This is a genomic window from Nocardia sp. CA-135953 (assembly GCF_050955735.1).
GTDB lineage: Bacteria > Actinomycetota > Actinomycetes > Mycobacteriales > Mycobacteriaceae > Nocardia.
This window is the reverse complement of sequence record NZ_CP192082.1, coordinates 2647434-2662611: the sequence shown is the minus strand read 5'-3', so window position 1 is coordinate 2662611 and position 15178 is coordinate 2647434. Positions and strand designations below refer to the sequence as shown.

Genomic DNA, 15178 nt, shown 5'->3' with positions numbered 1-15178 from the left:
TCTAGCCCACTCGGGCGAGGATGGATTCCATCAACACCAGCAGCACCTGTTTGACCGAGTCGCGCCGGCGCGCGTCACATAGCACCACGGGCACGCCAGGATCGAGATCCAGCGCTTCCTTGATCTCCTCGGAGGTGTACATGTCTGCGTTGTCGAAGCAGTTCACCGCCAGAATGAAGGGCACCCGACGGCTCTCGAAATAATCCAGAGCGGCGAACGAGTCATCGAGCCGCCTGGTATCCGCCAATACCACCGCACCGAGCGAACCGCGGGACAGCTCGTCCCACAGAAACCAGAAACGATTCTGGCCCGGGGTTCCGAACAAATACAGCACAAGCGCGTCATTGAGTGTGATGCGGCCGAAATCCAGCGCGACGGTGGTGGTGTGCTTGGACTCCACGCCGTCCAGATCGTCCACACCGACACTCAGCTCGCTCATTACCTCTTCTGTGCGCAGCGGAGTCACTTCGCTGATCGCGGAAACCAGCGTCGTCTTGCCGACCCCGAAACCGCCGGCCACCAGAATTTTCACGGCAGTTATCGGAAGCAGCTCCGACTCGCGGGAATTAGAGTGCGCGAAGACCATCCAGAACCGTCCGAAGTAGATTGAGGTCGAGCGAGTCCGTATTCATCGGACTCGGCGATCGATAGATTATGTGTCCGCTGGCGATCAGGTCACCGAGCAGAATCTTGGTGACGCTCAGTGGCCGGCGTATGTATGCGGAAATCTCCGCGACCGACTTCGTGACAACGCAGTACTGAAGTATCACGCGGTATTCCGCATCGATCAGTGCGTGACCCGGCCCGCGGGGGGCAGCGACCACCAATGTGATCATGTCGAGTTCGTGGGCACTACCCGCGGTTCGTCCCCGCGTAACGGCGTAAGCCGGCACCAGGGGCCCAGCATCGTCATCGAACCACGGCCCACCCGTATCGGTCATGGCAATCTATGGTCCATGCCGCGACCGGTGTTCGGGCGCGAGGTAGTGGATAGGAATGTGCCCACACGAACGACTGTCTGGTTCATCTCGTACGCGACCATTCCCATGTTCATATCCTCGCCTGCCAGTACCGCCAAACATGCGTTGTCTCCGGCCGAGGTCACGAACAGCACACCCCGGTCGAGTTCGATGACCGACTGCCGGACTCCGCCGACCTCGAAATACGCGGCAGCGCTGCGAGCGAGCCCCTGCAGTGCCGATGCCATGGCACAGAAGTGCTCGGCTCTCTCGCGCGACATGGCGCTGGACTTGCTGATCACCATGCCGTCGGTGGAAAGCACGACGGCGCATTCGATTCCCGGCATCCGATTGAGAAAGTCGTCGAGCAGCCAGTCGAGATTTTTGGTGATATTCGACGATGTCGTCACTACTGCTCCCATTCAACGTTCATTGTCGTGAACCGATCGGGCCCCGACGGTGTTTCCCTGCCTTGCCGAGTGCCTGTTTCGATGGCGGAGAACAGGTTTCGCGCCTGCTCCGCAGACCGCTCGACCGGCGGTTGCACAGGCTCGTCCCGTGCGGGCGCGCTGTTCGTCAACTCCGGCGCCAGGCTCGCCTGACGTTGTCGCCGCGGCAGCGCCGGTCGCCGGTGCGCCGCTACACGCTGCTGGGCAGGTGGATGCCGCAGCTCCTGTACCTCGATCTCCGCTGGTTCGATACCCGGTTGCATCCCGGCCGGCCAAGATCCGATGGCGGCGTTCAGTCCCGCGGGCACAGGCGCCTCGGTCACGGGCGTGGGAGACGACGCGTTGGCCTCTTCCTCGGACATCAGTGATATGGGAATCAGCACTATGGCCTTCACACCTCCGTATTCCGACTCCACCAGCCGCACCGACACGTCGATGCGGGAAGCGAGGCGCGCCACCACGAACAGGCCTAACCGATTGTCCTCGGACAACGCTGCGAACGCGAAATCCGGTGGGTTGGCCAGTGTTTCGTTGAACGCTGCCATCCGCTGGGTCGGCATGCCGAGCCCTTGGTCGACGATCTCCACGACGATGCCCCTGCCCACCTCGTTGCCCGAGATGTCCACCCGGGACGCCGGCGGGGAGAACGAGGCCGCGTTGTCGATCAATTCGGCCAGCAGGTGCAGAAGGTCGGCCACGGCGCCACCTGCCACGTTGACATCCGGCAGCCGCAGTACGCGGACGCGGGCGTAGTCCTCGGTCTCGGCGATCGCACCGCGCACGACTTCGTCCAGCCGGACCGGCTTGCGCCACTGCCGCCGCGGCTGCTGTCCGCCGAGAATGATCAGGTTCTCGGCGTTGCGGCGCTCACGAGTCGTGAAGTGGTGCAGCCGGAAGAGTAGATCGAGAACCTTCGGGTCCTCCTGCTCGAATTCGGCCTCGTCCAGGAGTTTCAGATGCCGATGAAGCACGACCTGGCTGCGGTGCGCGATGTTCACGAAGACAGAGTTCACGCCCTCCCGGGTTCGCGCCTCGGTGGCGGCCGCATTCACCGCCGCAAGCTGCGCCCGGTTGAACGCGTCGGCGACCTGACCGATCTCGTCGCTACCGAAATCGAGCGTGGACATCTCTTTCTCGATGTCGACCTGCTCGCCGCGATCCAGAGCGGCGATGATGCCTGGCAGTTGATCATCGGTCATCTGGGTCGTCTCCGCGCGCAACCGGTGCAGGCGGCGAATCATCCGGCGGGACAACTGCAAAGTGGTCAAGAAGGCCGCCAGCGTGAGGATCAGCACTCCGAGGCCCGCAAGCAGCGAGTCACGCGAATTCCTGTCCCCCATCTCGCGACTCAGCGTGGAGACGTACAGGCCCTGGCCGCTCCACATCCGCAACATGCCGTTGGAGACCGTGGTGATCGCGGCGTACCAGTCGGCCGTCGATATGGGCAGCGCATCGGTGTCGGCGTTGCCTGCACCACTCGAACCACTTGCTCGAGGGGTGTCTGCGCGGCCCTGCGGCCTCGATGTCGTGGCGCTCGAATTGTCGGTACCGCCCGAGACAGCGGGCACACCCCGCCGGATCAGGAAGTTCTCGATATCGCTCAGTCTTTTGAGCTCCGGTGACGCGCTGAGCGCCTGCCACTGGGTATGAACTTCGGGCGTCATGCTCATGGCCAGATACTGCAGCTCATCGTGATAGAAGCCGACTTTGGCGGCGAACTCGTCGAACTCCGCGGGCGACAATCCGGCCGCCCCCTCGGCCGCGACCGCGAGGTCGTGTCCCCGAGCCATCGAGTCGGCGGCGGTGAACAGATCCGTGAGCGTACCGAGCGCGAGCGCGACTTCGGTGTTCGGCGCAGTGTGCGCGAAGGACACCATGGAAACTCGAATGATGTCGGTGAGACGGTTGAAGAACGCGTAGGCGTCCATCATCGAAATCGTGTTCGTCTCGACCTTGGCGCGTATAGCCGGCAGTTCGTTCGCCAGCCCGGTCATCACGCCTTCGCTGTCGGCGGTGTAATGATGCAGGTCGTACAAATTGCGTGCCGCAGTGATGATCTGCCGTAACGACTGGTCCACCTTCGGACGCACTTCCTGCAGCCCACCGGCCATCTCGGGGTGGCCGGCCAGGAGCATCAGCGTCAACCGGCGCTCCTGCTGAACCGCGACACCGAACTCGAGACCGGGAGCGGAGGCGGTCGCCTGCTCGTCGCCCCAGTTCCGTAGTTTCTGTCCTTGCATCACGAGGTAGGTGGCACCGCCGCCGCCGATGATGAGCAGCACGATGCTCGGGACGAGCGCGATCGCGAGTACCCGCGCCCGAAGGGTGCGTAACGCCTTAAACACACGCATCAACCTAGCCGACCATAGACAAGTTCATAAGATTAAATCATCGAAATTGTTTACTTTTAATTTGCCCGATAACCCGCGGCTAGCCTCGACGCTCTGACAGCAACCGGGTTCACCAGCAAGAAGACTGCTGAGCATCTGATCGGCGAACTCGGCGCACGGGAACGGCGTTCCTGTCGCGGCGCCTTCCGCGCAGCGCTCGGCGACACGAAGATCGAACCTGGATCGTCGTACGCACAGGGAGAACCCATGCTTCTTTCCGGAAAAGTCGCCTTCATCACCGGCGCGGCCCGCGGCCAGGGTCGCAACCACGCGGTCCGGCTCGCGCGGGAAGGCGCCTCGATCATCGCGATCGACGCCTGCGCCGCTGTGGCATCAGCCAACACGTATCCCGCTGCGACCGAGGACGACTTGGCCACCACGGTGAGCCTCGTCGAAGCCGAGGGGCGCAAGGTAGTGGCGCGCCGTGCCGATGTCCGCGACTCGGCTGCACTCGAGCAGATCGTGACGGAAGCGGTGGCGGAGTTCGGCGGCCGGCTCGACGTGGTCGTGGCCAATGCCGGTATCAGCAACTGGAACCGGTTTTGGGAGATGCCGGACGACCAGTGGCAGACCATGATCGATATCAATCTCACCGGCGTCTGGCGAACCCTCAAGGCATCTGTTCCCGCCATGATCGCCGCGGGCAACGGCGGATCGATCATTACGGTCAGCTCTGTCGCCGGCATCAAATCGCTTCCCGGCCAAGCGCATTACAGTGCCGCCAAACACGGCGTCGTCGGCCTGACCAAGACTGCGGCAATCGAATTGGGCGAGTACGGGATTCGCGTTAATTCGATCCATCCGTGGGGCGTGACCACGCCGATGGGCGAGGACCCCACGGTCGGCAGCATGCTGTCCGAGCACCCAAATTTCCTGGCATCGTTCGCCTCGCTGCTGCCGGGTTTGCCGATCGCCGAATCCGATGACATCTCCGACGCCGTGCTCTGGCTCGCTTCCGACATGTCGCGCGCGGTCACCGGAACGCAGCTCACCCTCGATATGGGCGCCACCAAAGTGTGAGTCGCGGGCCGGCGCGCGGCGAACTCAACGATTCGGCGACCACGGCCCCAGCGAGGTCGCCGAATCGAGCAGCGTCGTGTACCGGTTCACGAGCTCGGCGGTTCGGCGGCTCAGCGCCAGGACGCGTTCATCGGTGCCGCCGAAACGTCGTAGTGCGCGGTGCAATTCGACCGATGCCTCGGCTATCTGTTCGATTGCGAGGCGAATCCCGCAGCGCAACTCGGCGGGCGAATTCGGCAGTCCCATAGACAACAGATCCTCGATGCAGGCGAGCAGTTCGGCCCTCCGAGGGTCGCGCATCCCGTGGGCTGCGGACGTGGACTCGAAACGAGACTCGGCGGCGTAGATTTCGGCCAGGTCGAACGCGCACCTGGCGAGGATTCGAGCGCACGGACTCCCTTCGGGTTCGACCGAGTTCCCGCGCACAGCCCGAAGTAATTCGAGTGCGGTGGGCAAGGCATTGTTCGCTTTGCCGCGACAGGTGCAACCCATCACGGGCGGTGTCGATTCACTCGATTGCGGAGATTGCGGCCGCAGGGCGGTCGTATCGCAATCCACTGACTTCTGATTCATCGCTGTGCTGCTCCGGATTCCGGAGCCCTCGGGTCAATCCGGTCGCTGTCGATCCGTCTGGAGGATCACGCCACCCGCCCGGCCACGGCGTCTGGTCGCTGACTCAGCGACCAAGCGGGTGACCGAGTTCGAAAGGGGCACCAGGATCGACGATCATCCCTGCCCTTTCGATGACTACGCTGTGCGTGGGCCTCTGTGGAGACCGGTCTCGTCACCAGCACCCCTCAATCGCTACACCTGTCGGATCGGACTATGGCGGTACCTGTATCGCATGATTTTTATAGTATAACTAATACGCTGATTACACTACTGCCATCTCACTTAGAGCGCGCCTGAGAACGCGGAATTGCCTCGCGTGTGATGCCTGGTGAGTAGCAGGACTCCCGGTACGACTGGGGTTACCACACCATCCAGTTGCCACGGAGAGTCCCGCTGCCAGTGTCGCTCACCTGCTCGTGTTCCTCGTGCCCAGCGCACGGCGAGTTGCCGGTCCTGTCGCCGACCTGTCCGTTCTATCCGTCCTCGTCGCTGACCGACACCGCATGGCGATCCTCGTTCCGTTACTGCCGCCACCGGGCAACACCGGCGGCCGTGGCGGACGCCCGGAGAAGTGGGCACGCCGGCTCGTACTGGACGCGATCGTCGCGGCGGGGTCGCCTTGGCACAAGTACCGCACGATTTCCCGCCCGCGAAAACGATCTACGACATCTGCCGGCGGTGGACGAAATCCGGTGCGTGGCAACGTATCCGCGACTACCCGCGAGACCGCGCCCGCCTGCAAGCCGGACGTAATCCGCAGCCGAGAGCCGGGGTCATCGACTCGCAGACCGTGCGAGGCGCCGACAGCCGTCATGACGATTCGGGGGTACCCTCCTGCAGAACGATGCCGTTGCCGTCGACATCGTCGAGTTGAGCCAGCCGCACGCCCCAAGGCGTGTCCTCGACCTCTCCGACAGCGACGCCTTTCTCGATCAGTTCCGCACGGATCCGGTCGAGGTCGGCAACGGTATAGACAAGCCCCTTCACCGAACCTGGCGGCATGGTCGGAAACCAGGTGACCAGGGTGATCGTCGCGCCGCCACCGGGCGGGGCGAGCATGACCCACCGGGAATCCGGCCCCATGGGGTCGTCCGACACCACGGTGAAGCCGAGTTTGTCGACGTAGAAGGATTTTGCCTTGCCCTGGTCACGGACAGGAACCGACACAATGGCGATCTGCACAGGATTTCCTCTCGATGGTGGTTGGCGTGGTGCCGACAGGACGCCAGGCTATCGGCGCACGGAGCGGAAACGCTTCTCCGAAATTGCTGAGTTCGGTTTCAGCTGGGTGTGCGTGGCCGACTGCGCGCTTCGCGATAGGTCATGACAGCCACAGTGATGTCCTCAGTAGGTGAACAGCGGATCGGCGGGCAAGCGGCGGAAGTCACCGGCCACCGGCGTCGCGTAGTTGTAGTCGAACAGGCTCGACGGCTCCGGATGCGGGCTGGTGTCGGCGAATTCGACAGCGGCGGCGACCTCGGCGGTCACCGCATTCTCGATCGAGGCAGCCGATTCCTCGGTCAGCACACCGGCTTCGAGTAGAGCGGCGTACCAGCGCACGATCGGATCGTTGTCTCGGACTACCGAAACCGCCTCGCTGGTACGGTATTTGGCCGGGTCGACCACTGAGTGGCCCTTGAGCCGGTAGCTCACCGCCTCCAGCAGTGCGGGCTTGCTCTGACGCCGAGCGGTTTCGATCAGCTCGCTGGCCGCATCCCGCACGGCCAGCACATCGGTGCCGTCCACGCGCTCACCGCGCATGCGATACGAGGACGCGCGCTTCCACAGATCCGGTTCGGCGGAAGACTTTTCGACGGTGGTTCCCATGCCGGTCTGGTTGTTGATCACCAGGAATACGATCGGCAGGTTCCACAGCGCCGCGATATTCAACGACTCGTGGAACGCACCGATATTCGTGGTGCCCTCCCCCATCTGGCACACCACCACATCGTCGCCGCCGCGGTAGTCGATGGCCAGCGCCGCGCCGACCGCCAACGGGATCTGGCCGCCGACAATGGCGTACCCGCCCAGCAGGCGAGTCGCGGTGTCGTACATGTGCATCGACCCGCCCCAACCCTTGGAGGTGCCGGTGGATCGGCCGTACAGCTCGGCCATGACCCGGCCGGGCTCGATGCCCTTGGCCAGTGCGTACCCGTGCTCGCGGTAGTTGGTGAACAGGTAATCGGTGGGTCGCATGGCCGCGCCGATACCGACGACGGTGGCTTCCTCCCCCAGGTTGAGGTGGCAGTAGCCGCCGATCTTGGCCTGCTGGTAGCTCTGTGCGGTGCGCTCCTCGAAGCGCCGCACGAACAGCATGTCGCGGTAGAGGCCGCGCAAGGTGTCGGGATCTTCTGCTGCGATACGGGATTCGACCGACCCGGTCCCGGTCCCGGTAGCAGCCGTGGTCTCGGCCGTGGTCGCCGGATCGTTCGTGGAGCGGGTTGCCTTGCGCGAGGGTTTGCGGGGGGCGGTGCTCGTGGTCATGAGCGTTCTCCTCAGTGCTCTTGGGGCGGCGCGATGTGTACCGGCAGGCCGAGCCCGGTCAGGGCCGCTTCCAAGCCGATCTCGCCGAGGGTGGGGTGGGCGTGGATGGTGTCGGCGAGTTCCTGAAGCGTCGCCCCGAGTGAAATCGCCGGTGCGCCATCGGTGATCAGTTCGCTGGCGGACGGTCCGACGATGTGCACGCCGAGCACTTCCTGATGCCGCGTGCCCGCGACGATCTTCAGGAAGCCCTCGGTATCGCCGAAGGACTTGGCCCGAACCAGTGCCGCGAACGGGAACTCGGCGGTGATCACCTCGTGCCCGGCGGCGCGGGCGGCGTCCTCGGTGCGGCCGACGCCGGCGATCTCCGGGTGGGTGAAGGTCGCGGCCGGGATCACGATGCACGACACAATGCGTTGCCGATCTCCTTGTCCGCCCAGGCACTCCTTTCCACCAGCCCGGCCCGCAGGCCGCGTTGCGCCGCGCGTATGGCCGCGACATACCCGCCGGGCCCGCCGCCGACGACCAGGAGATCGAAATCCGGCACTCGTGGTGCTCCTCATCCTCGAATGAAACGACCCACCGTGGTTGCGGTGTGGTCGTTCATCCGAGTGTTGTGGCCACTAGATGCACAAACAATGGCCGCGAAGTCCAGCAATTCAGGGTCCGAACTGGGCGCTGCGCCCAATCTCGATGCATGGAAGCGTGGACGCGCTCGGCTGGTCGCGGGTCGGTCGGCCGAGGTCGAGGCGGCCAATGCAAGCGAAAGATCCAGGCACAAACGTCCCCGCCGCCGACCTCAACCCGCCACGCGGTCCCTGCGATTCGCCCCGATCGAGGAGTGGCCAAGGTACGAAGAGCCACCTGGGGCAGAACTCGAGACAAACTCACATTTGTTAAAGTGGATTCACTTGTTGATTGCGCGATTGACAGGTTCTTCCATGGAGGGGGCGCTTTATGCCGGTTCGTGTCGATGACGCGTTCGACGACATCGCGGTGCCGCAGTTCGGCAACCCCCGCGAGATCAGCTCGCAAGCACACGCTCACCTGCGCAGGTTGATCAACGACGGCGTGATCGGTCCGGGTACCGAACTGAATCAGGCGGACCTGGCACGACGTTTCGGTGTCAGTCGCGTCCCGATGCGCGAGGCCTTCCGAATGCTGCAGCAGGAGGGGCTGATCGATGTCCAGCTGAATCAGCGCGCGATCGTCCGAGCCCTCGACGCCGGCGAGGTCGACCAGCTCTACGGCGTGCGGATCACGCTCGAGTCACTCGGTGCGCGCATCACCGCTGGCCATATCACGGCTGAGGAGGTGGTGGAGGCGAAGTTGCTCTTGACGACAATGCGCAGGACAAGGCGAGACAGGAATATGAGCGAGTGGATAACGGCGCACCGCCAGTTCCACAGCCTGTGCACTGCGCGTGCTGGCGATCCGCTCGCTCGGATTATCCTGTCGTATTCGGAGCGTACGGAGCGCTACTTGCGGTTCGTCCAGCAAGCCCATCCCGATTCGTTCGCCGCGGCCGAGCACGAACACGAGGAAATTCTCGCCGCACTGGTCGCTGGCGATGCCGAATGCGCCGGTTCGCTGATGGCCCATCACCTTTCACGTACGGCGACACGGGTTCTCGCGGATCTGGCCGCCGGCGGCGACGGTCCGACGGTCCGGCAGGCGTTGGCCATGGCCCGCGGGGGCTGCTGACGTAACCGTCGGCACCCCGCTTCGCGGCCGCCGTGCCCTCGATCAAAGCGCAGCCACTTTGCCATCAAAGTGTAGACACATTAACTCTTAGGTCCGTATAGTGCTCGACATCACACTCACCCGAGGGCGCACGCCGCCTCCCATTCAAAGGCATAGTCATGATCGAAGTCAGCCGAACCATTCCGCTCAACGAAGATGCCGAACCTCGACTCACACGCGACGATCTATGGAATGGCCTGGTGGAGAAGGCGGAGAATCCTTTGCCGTATGTCGCATCCATCTCCGAATGCACAGTCGTCGACCGGTTCGACGGCGGACTGGTTCGCGACATTGTGCACGCCGGAGCCGAGGTGCGCGAAGTTGTGACCTTCTACCCCACCAAACGTGTGCACTTCGTACGGACGCGCGGAACGGCGCGCGGCACGATCGACAACGAGATCGGCGTCGACGACGCCGGCAACGACGTGCTGACCTTCGCCTTCCGGATCGCAGTAGACGGCATCGAGGACGGCAGTCCGCAAGAGAAGGAATTTGCCGAGCGGATGGAACAGGACTATCTCGACGCGGTTCGTACCACGCTCGCCGCGATCCGCGCACGGATCGTTGCACCACAATCGGCACCGCTCGCCTGAATCGACGGGCCGCTCAGGCGGAGCGGCCAAATGGGATCCGACATCCCTAGGCTTCCGTCGCCTCGCCTAGGCATCGACCCCCCAACCATTAAAGTGAATACACTATAAAGTACGGTCTCTTCGACGAGGTCACACAGCATCGGGCCAGCGGCCTGGGCAGGAGAAGTTCCATGAGCACCACGATCCAATCAACGGCGGATGTGTTCGCGATCGTCGACACAATGGATGTCGACACGTTCGCCAGCTTGTTCACCGAGCATGGTGAGCTCACCTTCGCCAACTCCGCGCCCCTGGTGGGTCCGGAGCAGATCCGACAGGGAACACAGGCGTTCTTCGACACCATCGCCGGATTGAGCCACACCATCCTCGAGGAATGGAACAGCGGTTCCGACACCATCGTGGAGTTGAGCGTTACCTACCACCGCCAAGACGGACAGCATGTGACCATTCCCGTGGTCAGCATCTGGCACAGGGACGGGGATATCGGCAAGATCGACCGCTACCGCGTCTACTTCGACCTGGCACCTGTCTACGCCTGACTACGGCGAATTGCGGAACGAGGTATGCGGCAGTCATGGCGGATCCGTCGAAACAGCGGGAAACGACGCGAGCCGGCCTGCCAGCCGGAAATCGAGCGCTGTCCGGGCCGACCGGCGTCACAGATGCCGAATCTGTCTCGGCTTGGTGCACTCCGCTTCCGACACCTCGCCTCTTCGACATCCAGTTTCGTCACTGAGAGCACTCTGACCATCGACGGCGGCTACATCGCCGCCTGAACGGAGACAACATCGCAATGAGTACGACAACTTGGTCGCTGGCACAATACGTCACAGACACCGACACCGACGCCGGTGTCGCAATCCACGCCGACGACACCATTCTCGCGCCGCCCCCACCTGTCGCCGGCCACACCCTCATCGACATGCTTCGGGACTGGCCCCGCTGGGCTGACCTTCTGTGCGATCTCGACATCGACGCGCTCGAGCCGATTCGAGGCGCCGAACTCGTTGCGCCACTGACTTATCCGAACAAAGTCGTATGTGCTGGCGTCAACTACTACGACCACGCCGAGGAGATGGGCACCGCGCGTCCGGACCCCGACGCGGAGCCGTTCTTCTTCCTCAAGTCGCCGACCACAACGATCATCGGCCCCAACAGCGACGTCCCGATCAGTACCAGGCCCGGCGCACAGGTCGACTGGGAGGCCGAACTCGGCGTCGTGATCGGACGGCGCTGCGCTGCCGCCGACGACCGCACCGCAGCCGAGGCCATCGCGGGTTATCTTGTCGCCAACGACATCTCCGACCGCGGCGCGTTTCGCCGCACCGGGTCGGTATTCCCCGCCTTCGATTGGGATTGGGTTCGGCACAAGAACCAGGACGGATTCTGCCCGATCGGGCCCGGCATGGTACCCGCGTGGCTGGTGCCAGACCCGCAGGCACTGAAGATTCGTCTCGACGTCAACGGTGTCGTCAAACAGGATTCCAGCACCGCGCAGATGGTGACGGGTGTCCACCGTCTGGTTGCGGCCGCGAGCCGGCTCATGACGCTCGAACCTGGTGATATCGTGCTGACCGGCACCCCGGCCGGGGTCGGGATGCCACGCCAGGACTTCCTGCGGATCGATGACATCGTCACCGTGGAAATCGAAGGGCTGAGCCGCATTTCGAACCGGATTGTGGGCAAATGACGAGTGGCGACACCGCTGTGGCGGCCCCCTGGCCGACGGTGACCCCGGTGCCGGCAACCATGCGCGCAGTCACCTTCCAGCAGTTCGGTGGCCCGGAGGTCCTGCGCCTGGAGACGGTGCCGACGCCGCGCTATGGGCCCACCGAGGTGCTGATCCGAATCGGGGCGGTCAGTGTCGGGCGCGTGCTGGATCTGGCTGCTAGGTCCGGGCGACACCCGTACGCGCAGTTCACCTTTCCCCATATCCTCGGCGCCGAGCACGCCGGGGTCGTCGCCGGGGTCGGCGAGGACGTCGCCGGAATTGCGGTCGGCGACCACGTGGCCACCTTTCCTCTGCTCACCGACCCGGACTGTCCGATGGTGCGCGCCGGTTACGAAGAGCTGTCTCCGAGCGCACGGATCATCGGCACGCACCTCCCCGGCGCATATGCCGACTACATCGCCGTTCCAGCCAGCAACGTGTTCGGCGTTCCCGACGATGTGACCCCGGTCGACGCTGTCGCCGTCGCGCTCGCCGGTGTGGTGGCGATGAACCAGCTCACCCGAGCCGGATTCGTTTCCGGGCAGCGGGTCCTCATACAGGGCGCCACCTCGGCCCTGGGATCCACAACCGCCCTCCTGGCACGGCATCTCGGCGCGCAGGTCGTGGTCACATCGCGGCTCGAGCCGAAACGGGCCCGCCTGCGCGAACTCGGATTCGAAGCGGTGCTCGACTCGGTGTCGCCGACATTGGCCGACGACGTGCGGGCGCAGTTCGGCGGCGCCGGCGCCGACATCGTAATCGACAACCTCGGCGACGCGCAGCTGTGGGAGAAGGGCATGGCGGCCTTGGCGCCCGGCGGCGCGATTGTGTCCTCCGGCGCGTTCCTCGGGCGAACGGTCCAGGTCGACCTGCAGAGGTTGTACACGTTCGGTCACCGCGTGATCGGCGTGCGCACCGGGAACATGGCCGCCGCAGCCCGCCTGTGGACCGAGGTGGGCGGCGGGTTCCGCGGTGTCGTCGACCGCACCTTCTCCCTCGCCGACGCCACACACGCCCACGAATACGTCGAATCCAGCGACAGCATCGGCCGCGTGGCGCTGCACGCGCTCCCCTAGCGCTACCACAAAACCATGACATATCTCGAAGCTCGGCTACCTTCGCCCGCGGGCCTGAACCGGATGGCGTAGTACTACACGATTCGACTTCGCAGTCGAGCAGTCACCCGCAATGCGCATACCTCATGACCGCTCCGACCATCACTGCGTTGTGGATCGCAAGCGCAGAAATGCTGCCATAACCTGTGGGTGAGGTAGCTGTCGGGCGGTGCCGGTTGATTCTTCCTTCGGTGGCAGCACACCCGCTGCGGGACCCTTTGTGACCGTGGCATCGTGGACGGGGTGAGCAGCCTTCCCTTCACCTCTGACGGCTATTTTCACATTTATCGATACACAGTCAGTCATAAGATGTTGCTTCTGCGCAGCAACGACTTCGAGTCCTTCGAGGACCGGACCGAGATCTGTTTCGAAGCGGTGGAGCGGATGGAACTGGACCCGCGCTTCACCGGCGGTCTTACCATTACGCCGGTCGCGCGCCACGGCGATCTTGATGACACTGCCGCGCTGCCCTTGTTGCTGCTGGAGTTGGCGGGTGGAACGTTCGGGTCCGGTTTCGTCGCGTGTGGCAAGGTCAGTGCTCGGCGTTTCCGGCAGGAGGGCGATGAGGCCCTGTCCGACCACCGGTTGTTCTGGGAGGGGGCCATCTACTCGGAGCATGGCGTGGGTGGCCGCCCCGCCGATCTCGGCGAGATGGCGTTCGGTCTGCCGGTGCTGCGCAAGTACGCAAAACGCACTACCATGCGGTTCCCACCGCCACCGATCGGTCGATGATCCCGTATCGGTGGACACGGCGATCATGAGGTCATCGGTTGCCTGTCAACCGACCTTCCACCCGCGTGAATCGGCAGTGTGGGCGGCCACGTATTCGGTGCCGGACAGGTCTCGCTCCGCAAAGGCGCGGGCCGCATCCTGCCACTGGTCGGTCAGCCGGGTGATCGACACCGGCCGACAACCCCGTACCGGAGCCGAGGAACTGCCCCAGCTCGGCGGTCGGGGATCGACTGTGTCAGATTCGCCGTCCCCTGTCTGCGGCAGCCGCAGCCGGTCGAGCCTCGCGATGGACATCCGGCCAACGGCGCGCTGCTGCGCCGGTTCGATGCCGGCTGCGCTGGCGCCGAAGACAGGCAAGCCACGACTCCGAACGCGCCAGTCCGGTCGCCTCGACCTGCTGAGGCCGCGAGGCGACCGGGCGGTTCGGCGTGTCGTAGTCACGCGCGATGATCGTCAGGCGGGCTTTTCCTCTTGGTTGGTGATGAAGTCGGCGGGCATTTCGGGGCACCACACGGCGGGCGGGCAGTCCCAGTCGTTCGGCTTCCAGTCCTCGGTGATGCAGTCCATATCGCCGGAGTACTCGATCCAGCTGCCCCAGGGGTCCTGGATGTAGTGGAACAGGTTCGAGCCGAGAGTGTGGCGGCCCAGACCCCAGCCCTTCGTGTAGCCCGCCGCGGCCATATTTCGTGCACCCATCGCGATCTGATCGATGTCGGCCACCATCCAGCTGGAGTGGTGCAAGCCAGGATGCGCTGCTGGCACGAATCCGAATACGTGGTGGTCGCCAGGCCCCGAGTTCATGAAGGTGGCGATACCACGGATGCGGTCCGACAGGCGCAGTCCGAGGGTGCGGGTGTAAAAGGCCTCGGAAGCGGCCAGATCGGAGCTGAAGATCAACATATGCCCCAGACGCTGGGGCCGGGGCTTTTCATCCGCGTTCAGCCAGCGGGCCTGGTCGATTCGACGGACCCGGTCACCGACGTTGGCGTCTTGGGCGTCCGTGGTGGCGAACTCGCGCCAACGGGCAATTCCCTCGTCGCGGAGGTTGACCAGGTTGTCCTCGTGATCGCGGAACCAGAGCCCACCCTGCACCTCGATCGGGGCGTCGAGCAGCTTCAAGCCCAGGCCCTCCAGGTACCGTTGCCATTCGGGCAGGGAGTCCGGTTCCACAGCGAAGGCCACGTGGTGCAACCTCTTGACCCGCCCTTCCAGCAGTACCGTCTGGTCCTGCTCCCGCCCGTCGCAACGGACGACGATCGCGTTGTCGCGCTCCAATGTCTCCAGCCCGAACGCACTGTAGAAGTTCGCACCCTTATCCGGGGAAGGCACCTGGAGTCCATAGTGCAGAAGACCTTTGACACGCAACATGTACT

Annotated in this window: 17 protein-coding genes and 1 pseudogene; 7 read left to right on the top strand and 11 right to left on the bottom strand. The window is 64.1% G+C overall.

Features of this window, described 5'->3' with window-relative positions:
* Position 1: 1 nt before the first annotated feature.
* From ACQPXH_RS12170 to ACQPXH_RS12155, 4 genes are read right to left on the bottom strand one after another with little or no spacing between them, the layout of a single operon-like run.
* Positions 2-586, bottom strand: a complete 585-nt coding sequence (locus ACQPXH_RS12170) for a GTP-binding protein (RefSeq protein ID WP_433602436.1) — start codon at positions 584-586, stop codon at positions 2-4.
* Entirely contained in the window at positions 567-941 is a 375-nt protein-coding gene (locus tag ACQPXH_RS12165; protein WP_433602435.1) for a DUF742 domain-containing protein, read from the bottom strand. Before ACQPXH_RS12165 ends, ACQPXH_RS12170 begins: the two co-directional genes overlap by 20 nt.
* On the bottom strand, positions 938-1369 hold the full coding sequence (locus ACQPXH_RS12160; protein ID WP_433602434.1) for a roadblock/LC7 domain-containing protein: 432 nt from the start codon (positions 1367-1369) through the stop codon (positions 938-940). The genes ACQPXH_RS12165 and ACQPXH_RS12160 overlap by 4 nt, the downstream gene beginning before the upstream one ends.
* Positions 1369-3759 (bottom strand): nitrate- and nitrite sensing domain-containing protein, encoded by a 2391-nt coding sequence (locus ACQPXH_RS12155; RefSeq protein WP_433602432.1) that lies wholly within the window; start codon positions 3757-3759, stop codon positions 1369-1371. Before ACQPXH_RS12155 ends, ACQPXH_RS12160 begins: the two co-directional genes overlap by 1 nt.
* A 246-nt stretch (positions 3760-4005) precedes the next feature.
* Between ACQPXH_RS12155 and ACQPXH_RS12150 the strand changes: the two genes are divergently transcribed.
* The gene (locus tag ACQPXH_RS12150; RefSeq protein WP_433602431.1) at positions 4006-4818 is read left to right on the top strand and encodes a mycofactocin-coupled SDR family oxidoreductase; all 813 of its coding nucleotides are present in this window, start codon (positions 4006-4008) and stop codon (positions 4816-4818) included.
* A 24-nt stretch (positions 4819-4842) separates the two neighbouring features.
* Here the strand turns inward: ACQPXH_RS12150 and ACQPXH_RS12145 are convergent, their stop codons facing one another.
* From ACQPXH_RS12145 to ACQPXH_RS12125, 5 genes and pseudogenes are all read right to left on the bottom strand, one after another.
* Complete coding sequence (locus ACQPXH_RS12145; protein WP_433602430.1) at positions 4843-5064, bottom strand: hypothetical protein; 222 nt, start codon at positions 5062-5064, stop codon at positions 4843-4845.
* 1176 nt (positions 5065-6240) lie between these two features.
* On the bottom strand, positions 6241-6612 hold the full coding sequence (locus tag ACQPXH_RS12140) for a glyoxalase superfamily protein (RefSeq protein ID WP_433602429.1): 372 nt from the start codon (positions 6610-6612) through the stop codon (positions 6241-6243).
* Positions 6613-6774: 162 nt separating this feature from the next.
* A complete protein-coding gene (gene pdhA / locus ACQPXH_RS12135) occupies positions 6775-7914 on the bottom strand; it encodes a pyruvate dehydrogenase (acetyl-transferring) E1 component subunit alpha (protein WP_433602428.1) in 1140 nt (379 codons plus the stop codon).
* A gap of 11 nt (positions 7915-7925) precedes the next feature.
* Positions 7926-8321, bottom strand: coding sequence for a hypothetical protein (locus ACQPXH_RS12130; protein WP_433602427.1), 396 nt, complete (start codon positions 8319-8321; stop codon positions 7926-7928).
* Between the two features lie 35 nt (positions 8322-8356).
* A pseudogene (locus tag ACQPXH_RS12125) lies at positions 8357-8458 on the bottom strand (FAD-dependent oxidoreductase); the annotation flags it as partial.
* A gap of 410 nt (positions 8459-8868) precedes the next feature.
* On the opposite strand from ACQPXH_RS12125, the gene ACQPXH_RS12120 reads away from it, so the two are divergent.
* The 6 genes from ACQPXH_RS12120 to ACQPXH_RS12095 all read left to right on the top strand — a co-directional run bounded on the left by ACQPXH_RS12120 (position 8869) and on the right by ACQPXH_RS12095 (position 13805).
* The gene (locus ACQPXH_RS12120) at positions 8869-9615 is read left to right on the top strand and encodes a GntR family transcriptional regulator (RefSeq protein ID WP_433602426.1); all 747 of its coding nucleotides are present in this window, start codon (positions 8869-8871) and stop codon (positions 9613-9615) included.
* Between the two features lie 158 nt (positions 9616-9773).
* Positions 9774-10247, top strand: coding sequence for an SRPBCC family protein (locus ACQPXH_RS12115; RefSeq protein ID WP_433602425.1), 474 nt, complete (start codon positions 9774-9776; stop codon positions 10245-10247).
* A 170-nt stretch (positions 10248-10417) separates the two neighbouring features.
* Complete coding sequence (locus ACQPXH_RS12110) at positions 10418-10786, top strand: nuclear transport factor 2 family protein (RefSeq protein WP_433602424.1); 369 nt, start codon at positions 10418-10420, stop codon at positions 10784-10786.
* 254 nt (positions 10787-11040) lie between these two features.
* Complete coding sequence (locus ACQPXH_RS12105) at positions 11041-11937, top strand: fumarylacetoacetate hydrolase family protein (RefSeq protein ID WP_433602423.1); 897 nt, start codon at positions 11041-11043, stop codon at positions 11935-11937.
* Positions 11934-13034, top strand: a complete 1101-nt coding sequence (locus ACQPXH_RS12100; protein ID WP_433602422.1) for a zinc-binding dehydrogenase — start codon at positions 11934-11936, stop codon at positions 13032-13034. Before ACQPXH_RS12105 ends, ACQPXH_RS12100 begins: the two co-directional genes overlap by 4 nt.
* A gap of 273 nt (positions 13035-13307) precedes the next feature.
* On the top strand, positions 13308-13805 hold the full coding sequence (locus ACQPXH_RS12095) for a hypothetical protein (RefSeq protein ID WP_433602421.1): 498 nt from the start codon (positions 13308-13310) through the stop codon (positions 13803-13805).
* A gap of 45 nt (positions 13806-13850) precedes the next feature.
* On the opposite strand, the gene ACQPXH_RS12090 is transcribed toward ACQPXH_RS12095, so the two are convergent.
* Positions 13851-13976, bottom strand: coding sequence for a hypothetical protein (locus ACQPXH_RS12090; RefSeq protein ID WP_433602420.1), 126 nt, complete (start codon positions 13974-13976; stop codon positions 13851-13853).
* 282 nt (positions 13977-14258) lie between these two features.
* Complete coding sequence (locus tag ACQPXH_RS12085) at positions 14259-15173, bottom strand: VOC family protein (protein WP_433602419.1); 915 nt, start codon at positions 15171-15173, stop codon at positions 14259-14261.
* Between the last annotated feature and the right edge of the window lie 5 nt (positions 15174-15178).

What these genes read in the sequence shown, in the direction of transcription:
- ACQPXH_RS12145 (WP_433602430.1), bottom strand. Translation starts at nt 5,064, where the DNA reads ATGGGACTGCCGAATTCGCCCGCCGAGTTGCGCTGCGGGATTCGCCTC.
- ACQPXH_RS12110 (WP_433602424.1), top strand. Translation starts at nt 10,418, where the DNA reads ATGAGCACCACGATCCAATCAACGGCGGATGTGTTCGCGATCGTCGAC.
- ACQPXH_RS12155 (WP_433602432.1), bottom strand. Translation starts at nt 3,759, where the DNA reads ATGCGTGTGTTTAAGGCGTTACGCACCCTTCGGGCGCGGGTACTCGCG.
- ACQPXH_RS12100 (WP_433602422.1), top strand. Translation starts at nt 11,934, where the DNA reads ATGACGAGTGGCGACACCGCTGTGGCGGCCCCCTGGCCGACGGTGACC.
- ACQPXH_RS12085 (WP_433602419.1), bottom strand. Translation starts at nt 15,173, where the DNA reads ATGTTGCGTGTCAAAGGTCTTCTGCACTATGGACTCCAGGTGCCTTCC.
- ACQPXH_RS12115 (WP_433602425.1), top strand. Translation starts at nt 9,774, where the DNA reads ATGATCGAAGTCAGCCGAACCATTCCGCTCAACGAAGATGCCGAACCT.
- ACQPXH_RS12105 (WP_433602423.1), top strand. Translation starts at nt 11,041, where the DNA reads ATGAGTACGACAACTTGGTCGCTGGCACAATACGTCACAGACACCGAC.
- ACQPXH_RS12120 (WP_433602426.1), top strand. Translation starts at nt 8,869, where the DNA reads ATGCCGGTTCGTGTCGATGACGCGTTCGACGACATCGCGGTGCCGCAG.
- ACQPXH_RS12165 (WP_433602435.1), bottom strand. Translation starts at nt 941, where the DNA reads ATGACCGATACGGGTGGGCCGTGGTTCGATGACGATGCTGGGCCCCTG.
- pdhA (WP_433602428.1), bottom strand. Translation starts at nt 7,914, where the DNA reads ATGACCACGAGCACCGCCCCCCGCAAACCCTCGCGCAAGGCAACCCGC.
- ACQPXH_RS12170 (WP_433602436.1), bottom strand. Translation starts at nt 586, where the DNA reads ATGGTCTTCGCGCACTCTAATTCCCGCGAGTCGGAGCTGCTTCCGATA.
- ACQPXH_RS12150 (WP_433602431.1), top strand. Translation starts at nt 4,006, where the DNA reads ATGCTTCTTTCCGGAAAAGTCGCCTTCATCACCGGCGCGGCCCGCGGC.